This window comes from Rhodanobacter sp. FW104-R8, assembly GCF_001617365.1.
Classification (GTDB): domain Bacteria; phylum Pseudomonadota; class Gammaproteobacteria; order Xanthomonadales; family Rhodanobacteraceae; genus Rhodanobacter.
Genome location: NZ_LVJR01000108.1, coordinates 13,818 through 29,378, shown reverse-complemented (window position 1 = coordinate 29,378; position 15,561 = coordinate 13,818). Strand labels below are relative to the sequence as shown.

The window sequence follows — 15,561 nt, the reverse complement described above, 5'->3', positions numbered from 1 at the left end:
ATTGGAACGTGTGCATACACTGTGGCCTCCAAGAGTGCCTTGTAGAAGACCTGCTCGGCACCGACGATATCTGCGGGATTCGTGGCTGCCCTCGCAGCTTCAAGCAAGGCGTCAAGTGGTGATCCGACTACCTTGGACATTCAGTCCTCCTCTGGCCATGCAAGCAATGTGAATTCGTGCAGAAGTCCCTGCGAGCAATCCTTTGCCCAAGCCGCGATAGCGCCCGCAGATTCAAGTTCCAGATCTAACCCCAACAATGGTGATTGCGAAGCCGCAAACGAGATATCTCCGGCCGTTGGGAAATGCCGCGCGATGACAACCGCGTTGCGCCTGACGTCCAGAGGCAAGCGCTTATCGCGGGCCAGTTCGATCAGAAATCCACCAGCCCAGATCAGCGATCGGGCTCTTTCGTTCGGTGTCGTCATGATGACTACTCCTCAGCAGCTGATGCCGGTGCAAGCATTCAATGGACCCGCTGTATACCCTGCGACGCTCCCTCTCTCCGATCTACGGCCAAACGAGTCGAACACTGATCAGCGTTCTGGCGAACATTGCCCGCACCCGCAGAAATTGATATCGCCCCCCGCTGGTCATGAGTCAGAGCGCACCTGATCGCAGCATCACTGCGACGCTCGTTCTGCGCGGCGTGATGGCCGCGGGCGGATTGCCACGGCTCTACCAATCGTCCTTGGTTCGCAAGCTCGCCTCGGCGAGGTGACGCCTATGGCGTTGAGCCAATACTTCCGCTGCCCATTGCCCAGACGAGCCTGACGGCATAGCCGCGCCGGATTCGAACCTTGGCGAGGCATCCAACTGGCCAAGCGTATGGGCGGTCAGAATGAGCACAGCCCGACGTGCCGGCAGCACCGGCACAGTCGCCCGAAACAGTTGCCAGCCTGGATTTCCCACACTGCTACGATGTCGCCGTCGGTCATAACCAAGCACATGATGCTGATGTGCCGGAACGTGAAGCCTTCCAGCCAAGCATGGTTGTGCAGAATGAGGGGTGGCCAGAAACAACACCGCGAGTTTGCTCAGAATACGTTCGCGACGAAGGGGCGCTGCCGTAGTTCCGCTTCGGGGCTCACCCACTCCCGCTGCCCACCACGCCGATTCAACCTTGATCAAGGCACGCCAAAGATCATGGCTAGGATCGCCCATCATCGCTGCATTCCGCCAAGCCCGTGCTTCCCTGACGTGGTTATTGATCCACACGGGCAGCTTAGCCAATGCATCGTAAGGAAGATGGAACTCATGGGGGAGGCGACGCTGACCGTAAAACGACCGACCCATCCACTCGAAGAGTGGTGTTTGGTGGACGCGGCAATGGGTCAACCACAACCTCCCCCAATCCAGGCGAAAATAAGGCGTATGACCAGAGCGCCAGTCGTCTTCCATGCAAAGGGGGCAGTACGCGTGACGAATACGCGGTGCGACCAGAACCTCCAGCCGATCCCTCGGTACGGCGAGCGCCTCAAGTACGCATGACTCCGTACCAAATGCACGTGCCATCGACTCGAGCAACGGTCGCGACACGATCGCATCGAGCTCCTCAGCTGAGGGGGCGTGGCCAAGCTGTCGCAGCAGTTCCTGACGACTGACGCTCCACAAGCTGGCCACTCGATCAATGGCTGAGGAAAGCGATTCGTCCGTGTGTGGGACAGCAGCGCGCAGCCGCAAGCTCGACACCGCTGATCGCCGTTCAGGCACAGAGGTCGTCATCGACATGGTCGATCGCCTCCATGCTGGGCACAGTCCGTGCGGTCTCCAGACCACCTAACGTAATACGCTCACTTCCAGACAGAATGGCCTGGACAGCGGCATGGCGAATCAGAGTCATCATGTCGTGAAGATTGCCTTCTCCCGCGCTAATTAAAAATTCCATGATGTCAACAGCAGCCAGGCGCGATCGACGCCGAAGGGGCAGGATGCGTGCCACGCTGGTTAGCAATGCCGCCAACTCCGGCCCAACCACCCACGTAGGTAACGTCAGTCGGTCAAAGCGCTTCTCCATGTGCTTGTCCGAGCGGAACGCTTCGGCCGCTGCTGGTGTGCCCGTGGCGATGATGGGCAACTGAACTTCGTTCATGATGTACTTCAGGCCATCGAGCGTCCGTCGTTGCTCATTGACTGAACCTGCCAGTACATCCTGTACCTCATCGACGACCAGCCCGCGGCATTTGACTGCGCGCAACAAGCGGAGCGCCGCCATCTCCCGATCGGCCGTGTGATGGGTCGCCTTGACCGGTCCGTTTAACGCCTCAAGGATTCGACCGTACACAGTGCGCATGTGGCGCGCGCCGGTCAGCGTAATCATGACAACGGGCTCGTCACTCGACCCTGCTGACACCGGATACAACCTCTTAATCAACTTGGCCAGTGTCGTCTTGCCGGCGCCGACTTCGCCCGTCACCAACAACCCGGTGGTGCGCGTACGACGGGGACCTTCCAGCAACCAACGCGCCGCGTTCAATCCCTGCACAACTGCGTCATGCCGGATAACCCAATCACCACGAATAATCTCGATGCGAGCGGACGCCTCTCGAGCCGCCGCTTCCTGTGCGCGAGGAGCCAGGTGATCAAAGGCAGGCGCCGCCGATGCGTTGGGAGAGGATTCAATTGAAGAAGAATTCAGTGTTGCATTCATGGCATTAGCTCCACAGTTCGCCGTCGTAGACGGGCGACGTAGCAACCGACTTGGTCGCGGGCATCGGAAGGAACGCGGGTTTAAGTGAGGGTGTCGTCGGCGTGGATTCAGGCCAGCGGGAAGCTGGGGGCGTCTGCCTTCGCGAGGTCGCCGCCCGCTTGGCGACACGCGCCTTGCGTGTCGCCTCGGTCGAGTCGTCAATCATGGTTCGGCGCTCAATCAATCCGCCATCACGCAGCGCCAGAAGTGCAGGATCTTGGGCGAGTCGGGTTCGTTCGCTGCGATCAGCCCGCCACTCGGCGAGGGACATTTCGGGAATGCCAGGTGTGATGGCCTCGGCGCGAACGACCTGACCCGAAGGCGAGCGCAGGTATGCGTAACGAATGTCACGCGGGTCGTAGTGGACGAAGTGCTTTTTGCCATCGCCGATCCACTCCGTCAGGGCAGGATGCCAGTAGCGCACGGCGTTAACGTGTACGCCGTCGCGCTGTACCACGCGCGCCTCACCCGGAAGAAAGGCCATGAAGACCTCGAACGCCGTCCACTGCCCAGCCAGAATCCGTGGCGTTCCTTGTTTTTGGCACAGCATTCGCCATTCATTCAGCGGCGGGGCCTTCAACACCCGGTGCTCCCGAGCGTGGTACTGCGTGACGATTTCGTTGACAAACCAACGCCGGAATTCACTCAGCGTCATGACTGATTTGGCTTCCGAGTCGTAATCTGCTCGCGCCTGCACATTCCGATGCGTGGTCCCCGGCAGCAGCCGGCACTTGCCCATCATCGTGCCGATCAGGCGTTCGATAATCCCGCCGTAGTGCGGGCTACCCACGGGACGGTATTGCAGATCAGTGCCGATGGCTTGGCAGCCACGAATCAATGCCTTCGAATGAAAGTCCTTGCCATTGTCCACGTAGATAAGCCGAGGACATCCGTATGCGGGCCACGGCGCATCAATCTTCAGCCAAGCGAGGAAATCCTCCTTTGGCAGTAGCATGTTCAACACACAGAGAGCGACCGCCGTGGCTGAGGGGGCGTCGAAGCTAATGTGGACGCCCACGATCATCCTGGATCGCACGTCGATCGCGAGGGTCACCCATGGCCGTCCCAACAGCGTGCGATGCTCATCATCACTGCGCAGGATCACATCGGCCAACGTGTGGTCGATCTGGACGCAGTCCATGAGGGCCTCATACAGGGTCGATCCCGGCATGGCCTGCAGCTGATATTTCGCGCGCTTAGGCCCTTTGCGAGCCTTAAGCACGTCGCGGGCATCCTTGCGTTCGATCCGGCGTCGGATAGTGCGGTCGACCGGAGGACTCAGTCCTTGTTGGCGACACAAGGCGCGAATTTCTTCTGCCACCTCATGGAGCGATGGCCGATTCTCCGAGAGATAAACCTCCTCTAAGACGGTATCGATGATGACCTCCACCTCTGGAGCGATCACCGAATGCCCCTGTGGCCGACCACCCGCCGCAGGGATAAGAGCCTGCGGGTGATCAACCTCCTTCATTCGGACGAGGTCCCGCCGCAGGGTTCGTGCGGATAAACCCAGCGCCCGCGCCGCTGCCTCGACGTTGGCATTCGTCAGCGGCTTCGCCTGATCGATGAGGCGGCGCGCAGTGTCAGCGCGCGAACAGGCGGCGGCCCAGACCTTGCTATCAAGCTGGATCGCCGGGATGGTCAGCGATCGAACATCGGTCGGACGCTGGACCTCACCCCGCGGCACCTGGTGAAGCACGCTCGACGGGTCGTCCAGGACACGCAGAGTCACGTTGCCCGCGTACTCCCCCTCTACGATTTCTACTCTGGCTCCCTGCCACAGGGCAGCGTCGCCACGCTTCCAGCCGCCGCTCATGGCACTTCTCCTTGAGCAGTGTGCGAAGAAAGCAGAATCAGCGGACGTCCCGTTGCCTTACGGATGACATCACGCAGGGCCTCCCAGACGGCCTGGGTCAGACGCTCTCGCCCAAAGGGCTTCACTTCCACAAGGCAACGCGATTCGGCGCCCATCGCCTGCAAATCCCCAGGCACGGACGAAAAGGTCACCGCCAGATCCGGCGTGTAGCGACGTACCCGGCCGCGCCATTCGTACCAGACCGTCAGGGGCTGAGTGGTGATATCCCAACATTCGGGGCGGGCGACCAAAGCGTGGACGACGCGCGCTTCTTCGGCGCTCTCCACGCGAACGGAGGGTGCACCGGGCCAAGTGACCGCGTAGCCGCCGTGATGGCGCCCATACGACAAGGGAACCCGCCGAAAACCCGATCGAACTGAGATAAGCCTGGGTCGAGGTTCGGCGCGCGCTGCGGTGGCCGCCGAAGACATCGGCGGTCGATGTGGTACTACAAGACTCTTCATTTTTGATCTCCTCAGTGACGCCCTCGGAAGGGCGATGACTGAGGCCTTTTGCAGATCGACAGGACGCACGGGTCCACGCGGTACAAGGGTTGCACCGAGATCGGATTGTGGTAGGCTGTCGCGGTCAGGACACAAAAACTGACCCTGTCTGCAAAGACAAAATACCGGCCCAAGCGTGTTCCAGCACGCTTGGGCTTTTTTTTCGTCCAGGCCTCACTACGCTGGAATTGCTCTCGTCAGTTATCGATGCGTTCTCTATTCCTCCTCGGTATTGGTCATTGATCTGGCTTGGGCAGGGGATTCAGCGCCCTCGACTATCCCGGCTTCTAGGAGCTTGGGGCGGGACTAGCCCCCTCTCCCCTTCGCTCGCCCTGCCCATCAAGACGACCGAGCCGTGGGCGGCTTGCCCCGTACTCGCGCTGCTCCACTAGCCAAGCAGCAACCTCGCTCGTGAAGGCGAATTGGCCCCGACGTTTTGGCAGCGTGAATGTGGCGAACCCAAATTCGCCCTGGGTCAGCGCATGGTTGAGCGCCGAGGTCGTGCGGCACCCCAGTAGCTCTCGTAGCGCCTCGGCGGAGGCAATGGGTCCGTATCGATCGACTTGGGACGCTATCCACGCGACTCCGTCAAATGGCGCGCTCTCGCTGCAGAACTCGTTCATTGCACGCTCTTGGTCGCTCTTGGTCGCTCTTGGTTGGCTTGGAGCGATCTTGGCGCCCCAAATATGCTATTAAAAGCCATCAAAATTTCATATTTTTAGTAGTATGTCTGAACGAATGGGGCGCCCCACTCTCCCGACCGCAGAGCGGCTGCGCAACCACTATTGGGCGCAGAACCTGATTTTTTTGGCTCAAGAGGCTGTGAGCCAAGGACGAACACCCCCTAAGCCGTACAAGGCCAAGGCTTACCGCGCCAACGTGCTTTGGCTGGAACGCTTCATGAGAGCGAATGCAGACGGCAATCCGATTCCTTCAGCTGAGCGCCCCCAAGCCCTTGCGAAAGTTTTTCGCCGCGGCGCGGACCCCACCAAGTGCTATCAGCGAACACCCGCTGCGGATGAGAAATTGCGCCAGGGCAAGAGCAAGTTGGATCAATCGGAGGCCCTCCGGTGTCGCGGTCCAGAGAAAGGTGTCCCCTACAGCAGAGAATCAATTAATCTCGTCGAACTAGGTGAGCGATTGCTGCCGGGCTCACGGGACGCATTCGATGCAGACTTCTGGGCATTGCTGGGTGATAAGCCACGCGATCTCGCCGACACCCATGCGGCAGTGGAAGATCATCTGGATCGACTCGGCTTGTTTCGCCCCATCTACGCGGACATCCTGCGCATCGGCGAGCTGCGGCTAGCATCACCGTGGCCGCAACAGAGTCATTTTGAGCGCTACGCCTATGGGCTTAGTCGACTCACTGATGCGTCGACGCCATTCGACATCCACATCTTCTCGCTGTTAGCCAACTTGCTCCACGAGTCGTACCTCATGGGCAACCCCGAGCTACACACCGCACATCTGCTCGCGTTCAAGGCTTATTTCACGCGGTTCATGGCGAGGCCGCTCAGCATGAATTTCCGCCACTTCTTCAGAATGAACGTTCAGCGGCGGGTCGTCCAGGAAGATCGATGGCCGGCCTACAGCCCCATCGCCCACTACCCTGTAACGACAAGTCAGCCGCTTCTGATGAATGCCGAATGGGTAGATCTGACCAGGGATCAACAAGAGCAGTTTGGCTCAACGCAGTGGTTCGATATGCCACTGCCCCATTAAGCCGGCACGCCACGACCAAGGGACGACGCCGATCGCAGCTTCTCCGTAGACGCATAGCCGTGCCACGGAATTACCGCTTCCTCGGCTTCCACGTCAGTTCGCCGGTTAGCTCTGGCAGCAACTCATCATCCTCGTCCGCCGATGACGCTCCTTCGGCTGCCTGCGCAGGCCCCAGCGCTTCAAGGGTCAAAAATGAGTAGGTTTGTTGCCTGGGTGCGTAGAACGATGCTTCCTCATAGACGCTGAATCGCTCTGCGGCGTCCGAATGACTCCAGTCCGAGCCTTCCGACTCGGCGGTACGCACAGCGCCATCTTCCGCGCTCAACGCAGTCTCTGCCGCGCAGCCATGCGGCACACTTGTACCACGCAGAAGATGGACGCCCGCGGCCCGCAAAGCGGGGGATGGAAATGCGAGTTTAATGCGCCCTTGCTCAGCCACAACGAAGGCCACGCAGTCCTCGGACGCCTTGATGAACTGCGAGGCGACGCAGTGCTGGGAGGCTCCAAAACGCCGTGCTAGTTCAGCGACGGTCTGCACACCGAAAGGTTGTCCTTCGATCAGCGGTTTGATTACTGCCAACGGCACCAGGCACTCGGAAGCGAATGCATCACACGCCACCTCTTCCGTTGGTCGTTTAATTGAAGTCGTCAGCACCGAATCGTGCGGTTCGCTGGCCTGTCCATGCACCGATGGCAGGCCAAGGACATGGTGGGCAATTTCGTGGAGGATGGTGAAACGCTGCCGCATCGGCGGGTCTTGTTCATTCACCAAGATGTACCGCTTGCCGCGTCGCTCTAGCGTACTTCCGGCCTCGCCCTCTGGAAGCTCTTTGAATTTCACTTCAAAGCCTTCGGCTTGGGCTAGCACCGTGACATCCACCGGCGCCGAAGTGACATTGTGAGCCTGCAAAAAACGTCGCGCGCGAAGAATCGCAGTGTTCTCTTCCATGAGGAGTGTGCCTTAAAGCTCTTGAATCATGCTGATGCGTTTCATCCAGGCCTCTTCAGTCGTCGGCCGCTCTCCGCGGAAACTTAAGCGAGCAACGTCGCGCAGGTCGTCCCAAGGGATGGTGCGTTCCGACATCATGATCCGGTACAACGCATCATCGACCGGCTGTTCAGATAGCAGTTCCAAGATCTGCTGTTCGCGCTCATCCAAGCGCAACGCCGTGCCCAATCTCTGCCGCACCTCCGGCGAGGGCGACCCTCGATCCCCCTTCTCCAACCGATATATGTAGGTGTGGTCCAGCTCCTCCGCCCTATCCTTTAGCCCGCGCAGGCTCAGTTCTTCTCGACCACGCATTGCCGCGAGGAAACCTGAAAGTTCCATAAATATTCCATGTTGATTTCTTGCGACGCCCCAGATAGGCTGTTGCCTAACCAGTCAACACCCATGATCTTGTGCCGCCGACCTAGGTCGGTTTTTTAAAAATCCAAGTGTTGCCTGGAAAAGCAACGGCCGGTGCGCCGTTTTTTTAAAGACCGCAGTGTTGCCTGATTCGGCAACAGGAGCAAGTGATGAGTACGAAGTCAACTTTCAAGCCTGGCCAGAAAGCCCCGACCTCAGGCCAGTACGGCATCACCGGGCCGCGTGGGGGCAAAGGTCCGGAACGCACGGTAACCCATGGGGAGCCTCTGCCCCCGACGCCGACACCCGGGTCCACTTACCGCCTAGTCGATGCCACCCGACACAAACGATAGACGCTCTACTCCCCCTCCCCGATCGAGGATTTCCCCGATGAATCAGCATTTCGAAGACCACGTAGAAGATATTGCACAGGCTTCCCGCGAAGGCCGGGCGCCCCGCGATCACGGTCCTTATGGTCTGCTGGTCGGCGACGGCAATCTGCACTTCCGCCCCGTCGTAGTGGCGGATCCGGTTCCGACTGGCGAACAGATCCTGACGGCGGCCGAACTGCGGCCCGTGCGGGAGCACCTGCTGTTTCAGGTGCTGACGAACGGGACGATCCGAGAAGTGCAGCCCGAGGACCTCGTCGATCTGCGGGCACCCGGCTTGGAAAAATTTCTGGCCTTTCACGACGACCGCATCTACCGCATGACCTTGGACAATCGCTCCGTCGACTGGGGCAGTCAGTGGATCACCGGGCGAGTGCTGAAGATACTCGCAGGGGTCAATCCCGATGACATGGACGTCGTGCTCCTTCACCCGCAAGGCCAGAACCGCGTGGTGAGTGACGACGACCGGGTGGACCTTTCCGAACCCGGCGTGGAGCGGTTCGAGACGGTGCGGATCAGCATCGAAATCTTCGTCAATACCGCCTCGCACACAGTCCATCAGCGGGTCATGGACTACTGGGCCATCGTCCGCCTCGAGTACCCACAAGCCGAGCCCTGCCGTGAGCTGGAGTCCTACACCGTTACGTACACCAAGGGGCCGAAGCAGAACCCAAGCGGTACCTTGATCAAGGGCCAGTCCGTCCACCTCAAACAGGGCATGGAATTCGATGTCTTCCTCACTGATCGCTCGTAGTCCTGATCTGCTACGCCTGCGGAACGAAGGCTTTCATCTAGTGCTGCAGGGAGGCTACCTACTCGTCCACGACGTGCCCTATGTCAACCCGAATCGCGGCGTGGAGCGCGGAACGCTTGCATTCCGTGTGGACTTGACGGGCGACATCGCGGTCAAGCCTCAGGAGCACACGGCCTATTTCACCGGTAAATGCCCCTGCGATTCGCAGGGACATCCCTTATCGGCCATCATCAACAACAGTACGACCGCGGTGGTGAACGGCATCACCATAAACCACTATCTCTCCGCAAAACCTCGGACGGCTGACCACCTTTATCAGTCGTACTACGAGAAGGTCACCAAGTATGTGGCGCAGCTGGAAGGGCATGCTCAGCACCTCACGCCAAGCGTCAGTGCACGTACGTTTCCGGTCGTCTTGGCCGACGGCGATGAACCCGTATTCGCGTACGAAGACACCGCTTCTACGCGAGCCCACGTTGGCGTACCCACCGATCGCCTGAGGTCGCAGCGCATCGCGATTGTTGGGCTGGGGGGCACCGGCGCCTATGTGCTCGATCTCGTGGCAAAGACGCCGGTCGCCATGGTCCATCTCTGGGATGGCGATATCCTCCAGCAGCACAACGCGTTTCGCTATCCAGGTGCGGTATCCCTCGAAACCCTTCGAGCGGCGCCGACCAAGGTAGGGTATCTGGTCGGTGTCTACCAGGCCATGCACCGGCATATCGTGCCGCATGCAGAGATGATCACCGCGGACAACGCCCATCTCCTTCGTGACTTCGATTACGTGTTCGCCTGCGTGGACCGGGCTGACGCCCGACGCCTCATCCTCAACGCGCTGGAGGGATCGTCGACCACGCTTATCGATGTCGGCATGGGTGTCCGAATGAACGCCGCCCAGGAGCTTCTCGGGCAGTGCCGCGTCACCGTCGTCGATCCAGGACGCGATCCCGTGGCCATTGCCACACTGCCACTAGCCGGCCGCGACGACGAGAACCTTTACGCCACGAATGTCCAAGTCGCTGACCTCAACGCCTTGAACGCCTTCATGGCCGTAGAGACGTGGAAAAAGCGATCTGGGTTTTATGCGTCCCGATCCTCCAGCTCGCTAACCGTGTACGCGACCTCCAACAGCACCATGGCTACCAACGAGGTCGCCCCATGCCCCGTCTAAGTCGCGTGGAATACCGATTCGTGGATAGCTTTCCAACACCCCTGGAAGAGGGTGTTCTCTATGTTTCGGTACGATTTCGTACGGCCGCCCACCTGTGTGCATGCGGGTGCGGCAATAAGGTTGTGACCCCTCTTTCGCCCGCAGGTTGGTCAATGCACTTTGACGGCGATGCAGTGACCCTCGATCCATCCATAGGCAGTAGCCGCTTGCCGTGCCGCTCTCATTATTTCATCCGGGGCAACCGGATTGTCTGGTGCCGCGCAATGACAGACGAGCTGACGGCCAAAGCGCGGAAGAGCGACGCCATCGCCCGCGCGCGGTATTACGGAACCGAACCCGTCGCCGCCCCGCAGCCGCGGCCGACCACCGTGCCGAAGCCACCCACTTCGGTGCCGCAACCCAAGAGCCCTTCCTTGTGGGAGCGCGTTCGAAACTGGTTGCGATAGCGGATTGATTTCACCCACGATTTGCGCGGATGGCCAGATCCACGGTCGCACGCAGATCGTGGGCGCCTTGGTGCACCTCATAACAGACCGAATGCGGATAGATCAGCACTGGGGATGTCCTCCGCGTGTACTTGCCAGGGGAAAAAAGATGCCATCGCCGAACCGACGTATCTGCAGGATGCTTACTTTGGAGAAACAAGTGACGCGCAGGCCAACCATCGCCATTCTCATCACCATGATCGTCAGCGTCGCTGTCGGCGGCTGCAGTACGGTACCGAGAATTGACACCGGCGGTTATTCCAACCAGCCGGCAGATCAGAATACTAACGCGGTTGCTCGCGCAAGCTTTCCTTCGTGCTCGGACAGTCCTGTGCACGCTTGGTCAAAGTCCGTTACAGAATGTGACTCCAAGCTGTTTGTAGGTATTGCCATCTCTGGCGGCGGAAGCAGAGCAGCGAACTTCGGCATCGGAGCGCTCTGGGAGCTGCAGCAACTGGGCATCCTCGACCACGCAACCGCGCTTTCGTCGGTCTCAGGTGGCTCCTTGGCCGCGACTTATGTGGCGCTGCATGGTCTTGATTCCCGCACAAAATTTGATGCCGCCGCCGAGGCGATGCGCCAGGATTTTCTTGGTGCGTGGGCGTTACGGTCGATGAACCCCTATCGCGTCTTGCGCGTAAACACCACGCACGATTCGGCGACAAACACGCTTGCCGACACGTTCGACAGTCTCCTATTTCACGGTCGGACGTTCTCCAACCTCGGATCCTTTGGCCCGGGACGGCCCTATCTCTACATCAATGCCTCTCTGCAGAATTTGGTCACTGCACGAAAAGACCTGACAACGCGCGGGGCCAATGCGCCAAGCGGAAGCCTCCAAGGGTTCACGTTCACTCAAGCGGCATTCAGCGAAATTGGCTCTGACTTGGAGAACTATCGCCTCGCCGATGCAGTGGCTTCGTCAGGAGCTTACCCCGGCCTCTTTGAACCCATGGTCCTACGTAACTACCTGGACGATTCGCGCCCAGGAGACCCGCCCGATGCATACCTTCACCTCGCGGATGGCGGTCTTGCCGACAACCTGGGTGTGGATGCACTTCTTCGTGCTCTACAAGAGACACGAAATTCCATCCTCAATCCTGAGCGGGAGCCTCAGGCATGCCTCCTGATCCTTGTCGACGCCGCTGTCCAAACGCCGTTAGAGAATGAGGGCGCAAAGGAGGATCTTCGAGTCTCGCCGCTCAACAGCGTCGTGAGCTCATCACTGAAGCGCGGCTACGACATCCTGTTGGATAGGCGGCGTGAAGAACAGCTTGATCGACTCGGAATCAACGTGTCGTCAGACACCGCAGTTCGATTCAATCCTTCCGTCGATGTTCCATTCGGAAACTACAGCTACGTCGATCTCGGCACTAGCAAGTCCCGCGCCCGCGGGCCGAATATCAGGCAAATCGGCCCGCATGGCGTCATCTCTCACACGACCTGCGCGGTCTGGCACATTTCGTTTGATCACTTGGCAGAGGTTGCAGGTTTAAACAATCGCTTCCAAAGAGAAAATTATGGCCCGTGGACACGACTTCCTGACCCGTTGAACGATGACATCGCGGGTTCGACTAAGAAGATGGACTATTTCATCAATTCGGTCGGGACAAATTACAAGCTGGTCCTCGACCGAGGTAACGGATGTTCGGCAAAAGACGTGCAGCATGCGATCTTCGACGCAGCATCAATGCTGGTTCGAAGCGATGACACCACATTGAACGCACTCTCCGGGTGGTTGAAAGCCAATCACGAGCCGCCCCTTGCTTCATCGGTGGAACGCGGTGAAGAACCCCTAAGCAAACCGAGTAGCATGGAAGCAGTGAGTGTCACTCAAGGAGAGGGTGGCGTGATCACCGGTGGCCCCACGTGTCACACGAGTCACTGACGCTTTCAAAGCTGATCAAAGAGCCTTTGAAGCGTACGTATCAACTCGCTCATTTGCCGCGAGGGCTGCCGCCTGAGTCGGATGGCACATAGACCAGCGTTGATCGGCCCTTCAGGGCCCCCACCAAAGTCAGGGACTGTCGCCGTTCCCAAGAGAGACACCGATTTCTTACGGCCGTGCTGGATGATGCGGATTTCGACGGCATCATGCCGCTCGTCCTCCATGCCGGTTTCGCCAGCAGCGGGCGGACCTGCATCGCAGGTACTCGCATCCTTCTTGTGCCGTGCCAAGGGCTCGCCGCATTCGAACGGGTGGCCCGGGAGGCTGTCTCCCACACCAAGTCCGGCGATCCGCGCGATGTCGACACCGTCATCGGCCCGATGGTGAGCGCATGGCAGTGGGAGCACGTGCAGAATTACATCCCAGCTAGCATCACCGTGGCCGCAGCAGAGTCATTTTGAACGCTACACCGATGGGCTTAGCCGACTCACTGACGCGTCAACGCCATTCGAGGGCCGCACGGCTGCCTCGAATGGCGCGGGAAACAGGGTTGTAGCTCTGTCATTGGACTGCAAATCGCTCTTAGCAATGGCGCTGAGGCCACGGCTGCGACGTCCACCCTAGTAAGATTTCCTTTTTTGACATCAACTTGCACCTAGTGACAGGGTTAGATCACTACGACACTTCGTGTCGCAGCACCTTAGAGCTGCAGTTTCGCCACGTGGTGGACGATGCAAAACAGCTTCCATCGGGCGTCGATCCTGGCTTGGCCGCGCAGCGTGAATCGTCGCCGGTCGCGTTGCTGGGTGCAGCCGAACGCCGGCTCGATCAGGCCCATGCGATGGGCGTGGATCGAGCGAGCTCGGCTGCCGTCGATTTTCTCGTGCATGGGGCGGCAGTGCGGGTTGGGTAGCCTGCTCGCCACGGCTCCCTCGAAGAAGGCCACCTGTCGCGCCGCGGTGACATCGGGCTTGCAACAGGCACTTCTCGCGCAGCGGACAGGCCTCGCGGTAATGGAGGTGCCTTTGAACACGGTCGCCTGGCGACCCGGGATGATGACGTTGGCGCTGTTCAGCTTGAGCGTCTGCCGGGCCGGGCACGCACAGGCGCCTTGTTCGCGATCGAAGGTGGAATCCTTGGGGCGAAAGGTCTTTGCCCGGTTCGCCGGTTTGTGCGCACCGACTTCGGCGTAGCGTGGGTCGCGCTTGCGCATCCGGGGTTCACCTCGTCGATGCGCCTGCAGGCAGATGCTTTGCGCCATTGGGGACGTGCTCCGGCGCGCCGGTTCCGCGCAGGCACCAGAGTCCCGCATCGAGAGCAACCGCATGGCCGAAAAAAGCCCCGCCGGAGAAGGCCGGCCAGGTACGCCGCTGTGGCGCCGCCTGAGCGCGGGGTTGATCACCGGCGCCGCCGACGACGACCCCAGCGGCATCGCCACCTACTCGCAGGTGGGCGCGGCGTTCGGCTACGGCATGCTGTGGTGCATTTTGCTGACCGTGCCGCTCATGATCGCGATCCAGGGCATCAGCGCGGGCATCGGGCGAGTCACCGGCCAGGGTCTGATGGACGGCATCCGCAAGTACTATCCCAACCCGCTGGTGTATGGGCTGGTGGTGTCCATCATCTTCGCCAACGTGATCAACCTGGCGGCGGATATCGGCGCGATGGGCGCGGCGTTGAAGCTGCTGATCGGCGGCCCGGCGCTGGCCTACACCATGGGGTTTGCCGTGCTGTCGCTGCTGCTGCAGATCTTCATTCCGTTCTCGCGCTACTCGCCGATCCTGAAGGCACTCACGCTGAGCCTGTTCGCCTACATGGCGACCGTGCTGGTGATCCACGTGTCGTGGGGCGGCGTGCTCAAGAGCATCGTGGTGCCGCCGGTAACCTGGAACGCCAAATACGCCGTCGGCCTGGTGGCCTTGCTCGGCACCACGATCAGTCCCTACCTGTTCTGCTGGCAGGCGTCGCAGGAAGTGGAGGAGATGGGCGGCAGCAGCGGCCGCAAGCCGCTGAAGCAGGCGCCGCTGCAGGCGCCGGCCGCCTTCAGCCGCATCGGCACCGACACCACGGTGGGCATGGTCTTCTCGAACCTGATCGCGTTCTTCATCATCCTGACCGCCGCCGTCGTGCTGCATGCGCACGGCAAGACCGACATCCAGTCCTCCGCCGACGCGGCCGAGGCGCTGCGGCCGCTGGCCGGCAGGTTGGCGTTCGCCCTGTTCGCGGCGGGCATCATCGGCACCGGCCTGCTGGCGGTGCCGGTGCTGGCCGGCGCCACCGCGTATGCGGCGGCCGGTGCGTTTCACCAGCGCGCGGGGCTGGAGCACAAGCCGCAACGGGCGAAGTTCTTCTACGGCGTGCTGATCGTGGCCAGCCTCGCCGGCATGGCGCTGAACCTGACTCCGCTGGATCCGGTCAAGGCGTTGTACTGGAGCGCGGTGATCAACGGCGTGGCCGCCGTGCCACTGATGGTCGTGATGATGCTGATGAGCTCGCACCGCAAGGTGATGGGCGAGTTCACCACCCACTGGCTGTTGAAGGTGTTCGGCTGGCTCGCCACGGCGGCGATGGCCGCGGCGGCGATCGTGATGTTCGTCACCTGGGGGCAGTGACGATCGGCAGCCGTGAGGACGGATCGCCGTCGCGGTGAGGCCGCCGCGGTCGCGCCGCGTTAACGGCGCGAGGCGCACAGTTTCCTTGCCCGACGGGGATCCAGTCGCCGGGCCAACGTGCTTTTCCGGGCGCTTTCGGCGACAT

14 protein-coding genes are annotated in these 15,561 nt (G+C 60.4%); 7 read left to right on the top strand and 7 right to left on the bottom strand.

Features of this window, described 5'->3' with window-relative positions; genetic code table 11:
• Window positions 1-140 precede the first annotated feature (140 nt).
• From RHOFW104R8_RS17090 to RHOFW104R8_RS17470, 4 genes are all read right to left on the bottom strand, one after another.
• Window positions 141-425, bottom strand: coding sequence for a BPSL0761 family protein (locus RHOFW104R8_RS17090; RefSeq protein WP_082823643.1), 285 nt, complete (start codon window positions 423-425; stop codon window positions 141-143).
• Window positions 426-1,702: 1,277 nt separating this feature from the next.
• A complete protein-coding gene (locus tag RHOFW104R8_RS13995; RefSeq protein ID WP_082823641.1) occupies window positions 1,703-2,647 on the bottom strand; it encodes a TniB family NTP-binding protein in 945 nt (314 codons plus the stop codon).
• Between the two features lie 4 nt (window positions 2,648-2,651).
• Entirely contained in the window at window positions 2,652-4,502 is a 1,851-nt protein-coding gene (locus tag RHOFW104R8_RS13990) for a Mu transposase C-terminal domain-containing protein (protein ID WP_068091903.1), read from the bottom strand.
• A complete protein-coding gene (locus RHOFW104R8_RS17470; protein ID WP_153021666.1) occupies window positions 4,499-4,828 on the bottom strand; it encodes a hypothetical protein in 330 nt (109 codons plus the stop codon). Before RHOFW104R8_RS17470 ends, RHOFW104R8_RS13990 begins: the two co-directional genes overlap by 4 nt.
• Before the next feature lie 954 nt (window positions 4,829-5,782).
• On the opposite strand from RHOFW104R8_RS17470, the gene RHOFW104R8_RS17465 reads away from it, so the two are divergent.
• On the top strand, window positions 5,783-6,769 hold the full coding sequence (locus RHOFW104R8_RS17465) for a hypothetical protein (RefSeq protein WP_153021667.1): 987 nt from the start codon (window positions 5,783-5,785) through the stop codon (window positions 6,767-6,769).
• Window positions 6,770-6,839: 70 nt separating this feature from the next.
• On the opposite strand, the gene RHOFW104R8_RS17080 is transcribed toward RHOFW104R8_RS17465, so the two are convergent.
• Together RHOFW104R8_RS17080 and RHOFW104R8_RS13980 are read right to left on the bottom strand one after the other, a co-directional pair.
• The gene (locus RHOFW104R8_RS17080) at window positions 6,840-7,718 is read right to left on the bottom strand and encodes an ImmA/IrrE family metallo-endopeptidase (protein ID WP_068091906.1); all 879 of its coding nucleotides are present in this window, start codon (window positions 7,716-7,718) and stop codon (window positions 6,840-6,842) included.
• A 12-nt stretch (window positions 7,719-7,730) separates the two neighbouring features.
• Window positions 7,731-8,099: a helix-turn-helix transcriptional regulator gene (locus tag RHOFW104R8_RS13980; protein ID WP_068091908.1), complete on the bottom strand. Its 369-nt coding sequence runs from the start codon at window positions 8,097-8,099 to the stop codon at window positions 7,731-7,733.
• Between the two features lie 408 nt (window positions 8,100-8,507).
• Here RHOFW104R8_RS13980 and RHOFW104R8_RS13975 point away from each other — a divergent pair, with 408 nt between their 5' ends.
• The 5 genes from RHOFW104R8_RS13975 (at window position 8,508) to RHOFW104R8_RS13960 (ending at window position 13,265) form a co-directional block, all read left to right on the top strand.
• Window positions 8,508-9,260 carry a multiubiquitin domain-containing protein gene (locus RHOFW104R8_RS13975; RefSeq protein WP_068091911.1) on the top strand — a complete coding sequence of 251 codons (753 nt, stop codon included), beginning with the start codon at window positions 8,508-8,510 and terminating at the stop codon, window positions 9,258-9,260.
• Window positions 9,235-10,431 carry a ThiF family adenylyltransferase gene (locus RHOFW104R8_RS13970; protein ID WP_068091914.1) on the top strand — a complete coding sequence of 399 codons (1,197 nt, stop codon included), beginning with the start codon at window positions 9,235-9,237 and terminating at the stop codon, window positions 10,429-10,431. Before RHOFW104R8_RS13975 ends, RHOFW104R8_RS13970 begins: the two co-directional genes overlap by 26 nt.
• A complete protein-coding gene (locus tag RHOFW104R8_RS18040) occupies window positions 10,419-10,877 on the top strand; it encodes a DUF6527 family protein (protein WP_407071449.1) in 459 nt (152 codons plus the stop codon). The genes RHOFW104R8_RS13970 and RHOFW104R8_RS18040 overlap by 13 nt, the downstream gene beginning before the upstream one ends.
• Window positions 10,878-11,064: 187 nt before the next feature.
• A complete protein-coding gene (locus RHOFW104R8_RS17070; RefSeq protein ID WP_161487742.1) occupies window positions 11,065-12,804 on the top strand; it encodes a patatin-like phospholipase family protein in 1,740 nt (579 codons plus the stop codon).
• A 176-nt stretch (window positions 12,805-12,980) separates the two neighbouring features.
• The gene (locus RHOFW104R8_RS13960; RefSeq protein ID WP_068091919.1) at window positions 12,981-13,265 is read left to right on the top strand and encodes an aldehyde dehydrogenase family protein; all 285 of its coding nucleotides are present in this window, start codon (window positions 12,981-12,983) and stop codon (window positions 13,263-13,265) included.
• Between the two features lie 239 nt (window positions 13,266-13,504).
• On the opposite strand, the gene RHOFW104R8_RS13955 is transcribed toward RHOFW104R8_RS13960, so the two are convergent.
• On the bottom strand, window positions 13,505-14,017 hold the full coding sequence (locus RHOFW104R8_RS13955) for a transposase (RefSeq protein WP_068091920.1): 513 nt from the start codon (window positions 14,015-14,017) through the stop codon (window positions 13,505-13,507).
• A 112-nt stretch (window positions 14,018-14,129) separates the two neighbouring features.
• Between RHOFW104R8_RS13955 and RHOFW104R8_RS13950 the strand changes: the two genes are divergently transcribed.
• Window positions 14,130-15,416 (top strand): NRAMP family divalent metal transporter, encoded by a 1,287-nt coding sequence (locus RHOFW104R8_RS13950; protein ID WP_068091923.1) that lies wholly within the window; start codon window positions 14,130-14,132, stop codon window positions 15,414-15,416.
• Window positions 15,417-15,561: the final 145 nt, after the last annotated feature.

Bases quoted from the DNA above. Each gene is read 5' to 3' on its own strand.
- RHOFW104R8_RS17465 (WP_153021667.1), top strand. From the start codon at position 5,783: ATGGGGCGCCCCACTCTCCCGACCGCAGAGCGGCTGCGCAACCACTAT.
- RHOFW104R8_RS13950 (WP_068091923.1), top strand. From the start codon at position 14,130: ATGGCCGAAAAAAGCCCCGCCGGAGAAGGCCGGCCAGGTACGCCGCTG.
- RHOFW104R8_RS13990 (WP_068091903.1), bottom strand. From the start codon at position 4,502: ATGAGCGGCGGCTGGAAGCGTGGCGACGCTGCCCTGTGGCAGGGAGCC.
- RHOFW104R8_RS13995 (WP_082823641.1), bottom strand. From the start codon at position 2,647: ATGAATGCAACACTGAATTCTTCTTCAATTGAATCCTCTCCCAACGCA.
- RHOFW104R8_RS13955 (WP_068091920.1), bottom strand. From the start codon at position 14,017: ATGCGCAAGCGCGACCCACGCTACGCCGAAGTCGGTGCGCACAAACCG.
- RHOFW104R8_RS13975 (WP_068091911.1), top strand. From the start codon at position 8,508: ATGAATCAGCATTTCGAAGACCACGTAGAAGATATTGCACAGGCTTCC.
- RHOFW104R8_RS13970 (WP_068091914.1), top strand. From the start codon at position 9,235: ATGTCTTCCTCACTGATCGCTCGTAGTCCTGATCTGCTACGCCTGCGG.
- RHOFW104R8_RS13980 (WP_068091908.1), bottom strand. From the start codon at position 8,099: ATGGAACTTTCAGGTTTCCTCGCGGCAATGCGTGGTCGAGAAGAACTG.
- RHOFW104R8_RS17090 (WP_082823643.1), bottom strand. From the start codon at position 425: ATGACGACACCGAACGAAAGAGCCCGATCGCTGATCTGGGCTGGTGGA.
- RHOFW104R8_RS17080 (WP_068091906.1), bottom strand. From the start codon at position 7,718: ATGGAAGAGAACACTGCGATTCTTCGCGCGCGACGTTTTTTGCAGGCT.
- RHOFW104R8_RS18040 (WP_407071449.1), top strand. From the start codon at position 10,419: ATGCCCCGTCTAAGTCGCGTGGAATACCGATTCGTGGATAGCTTTCCA.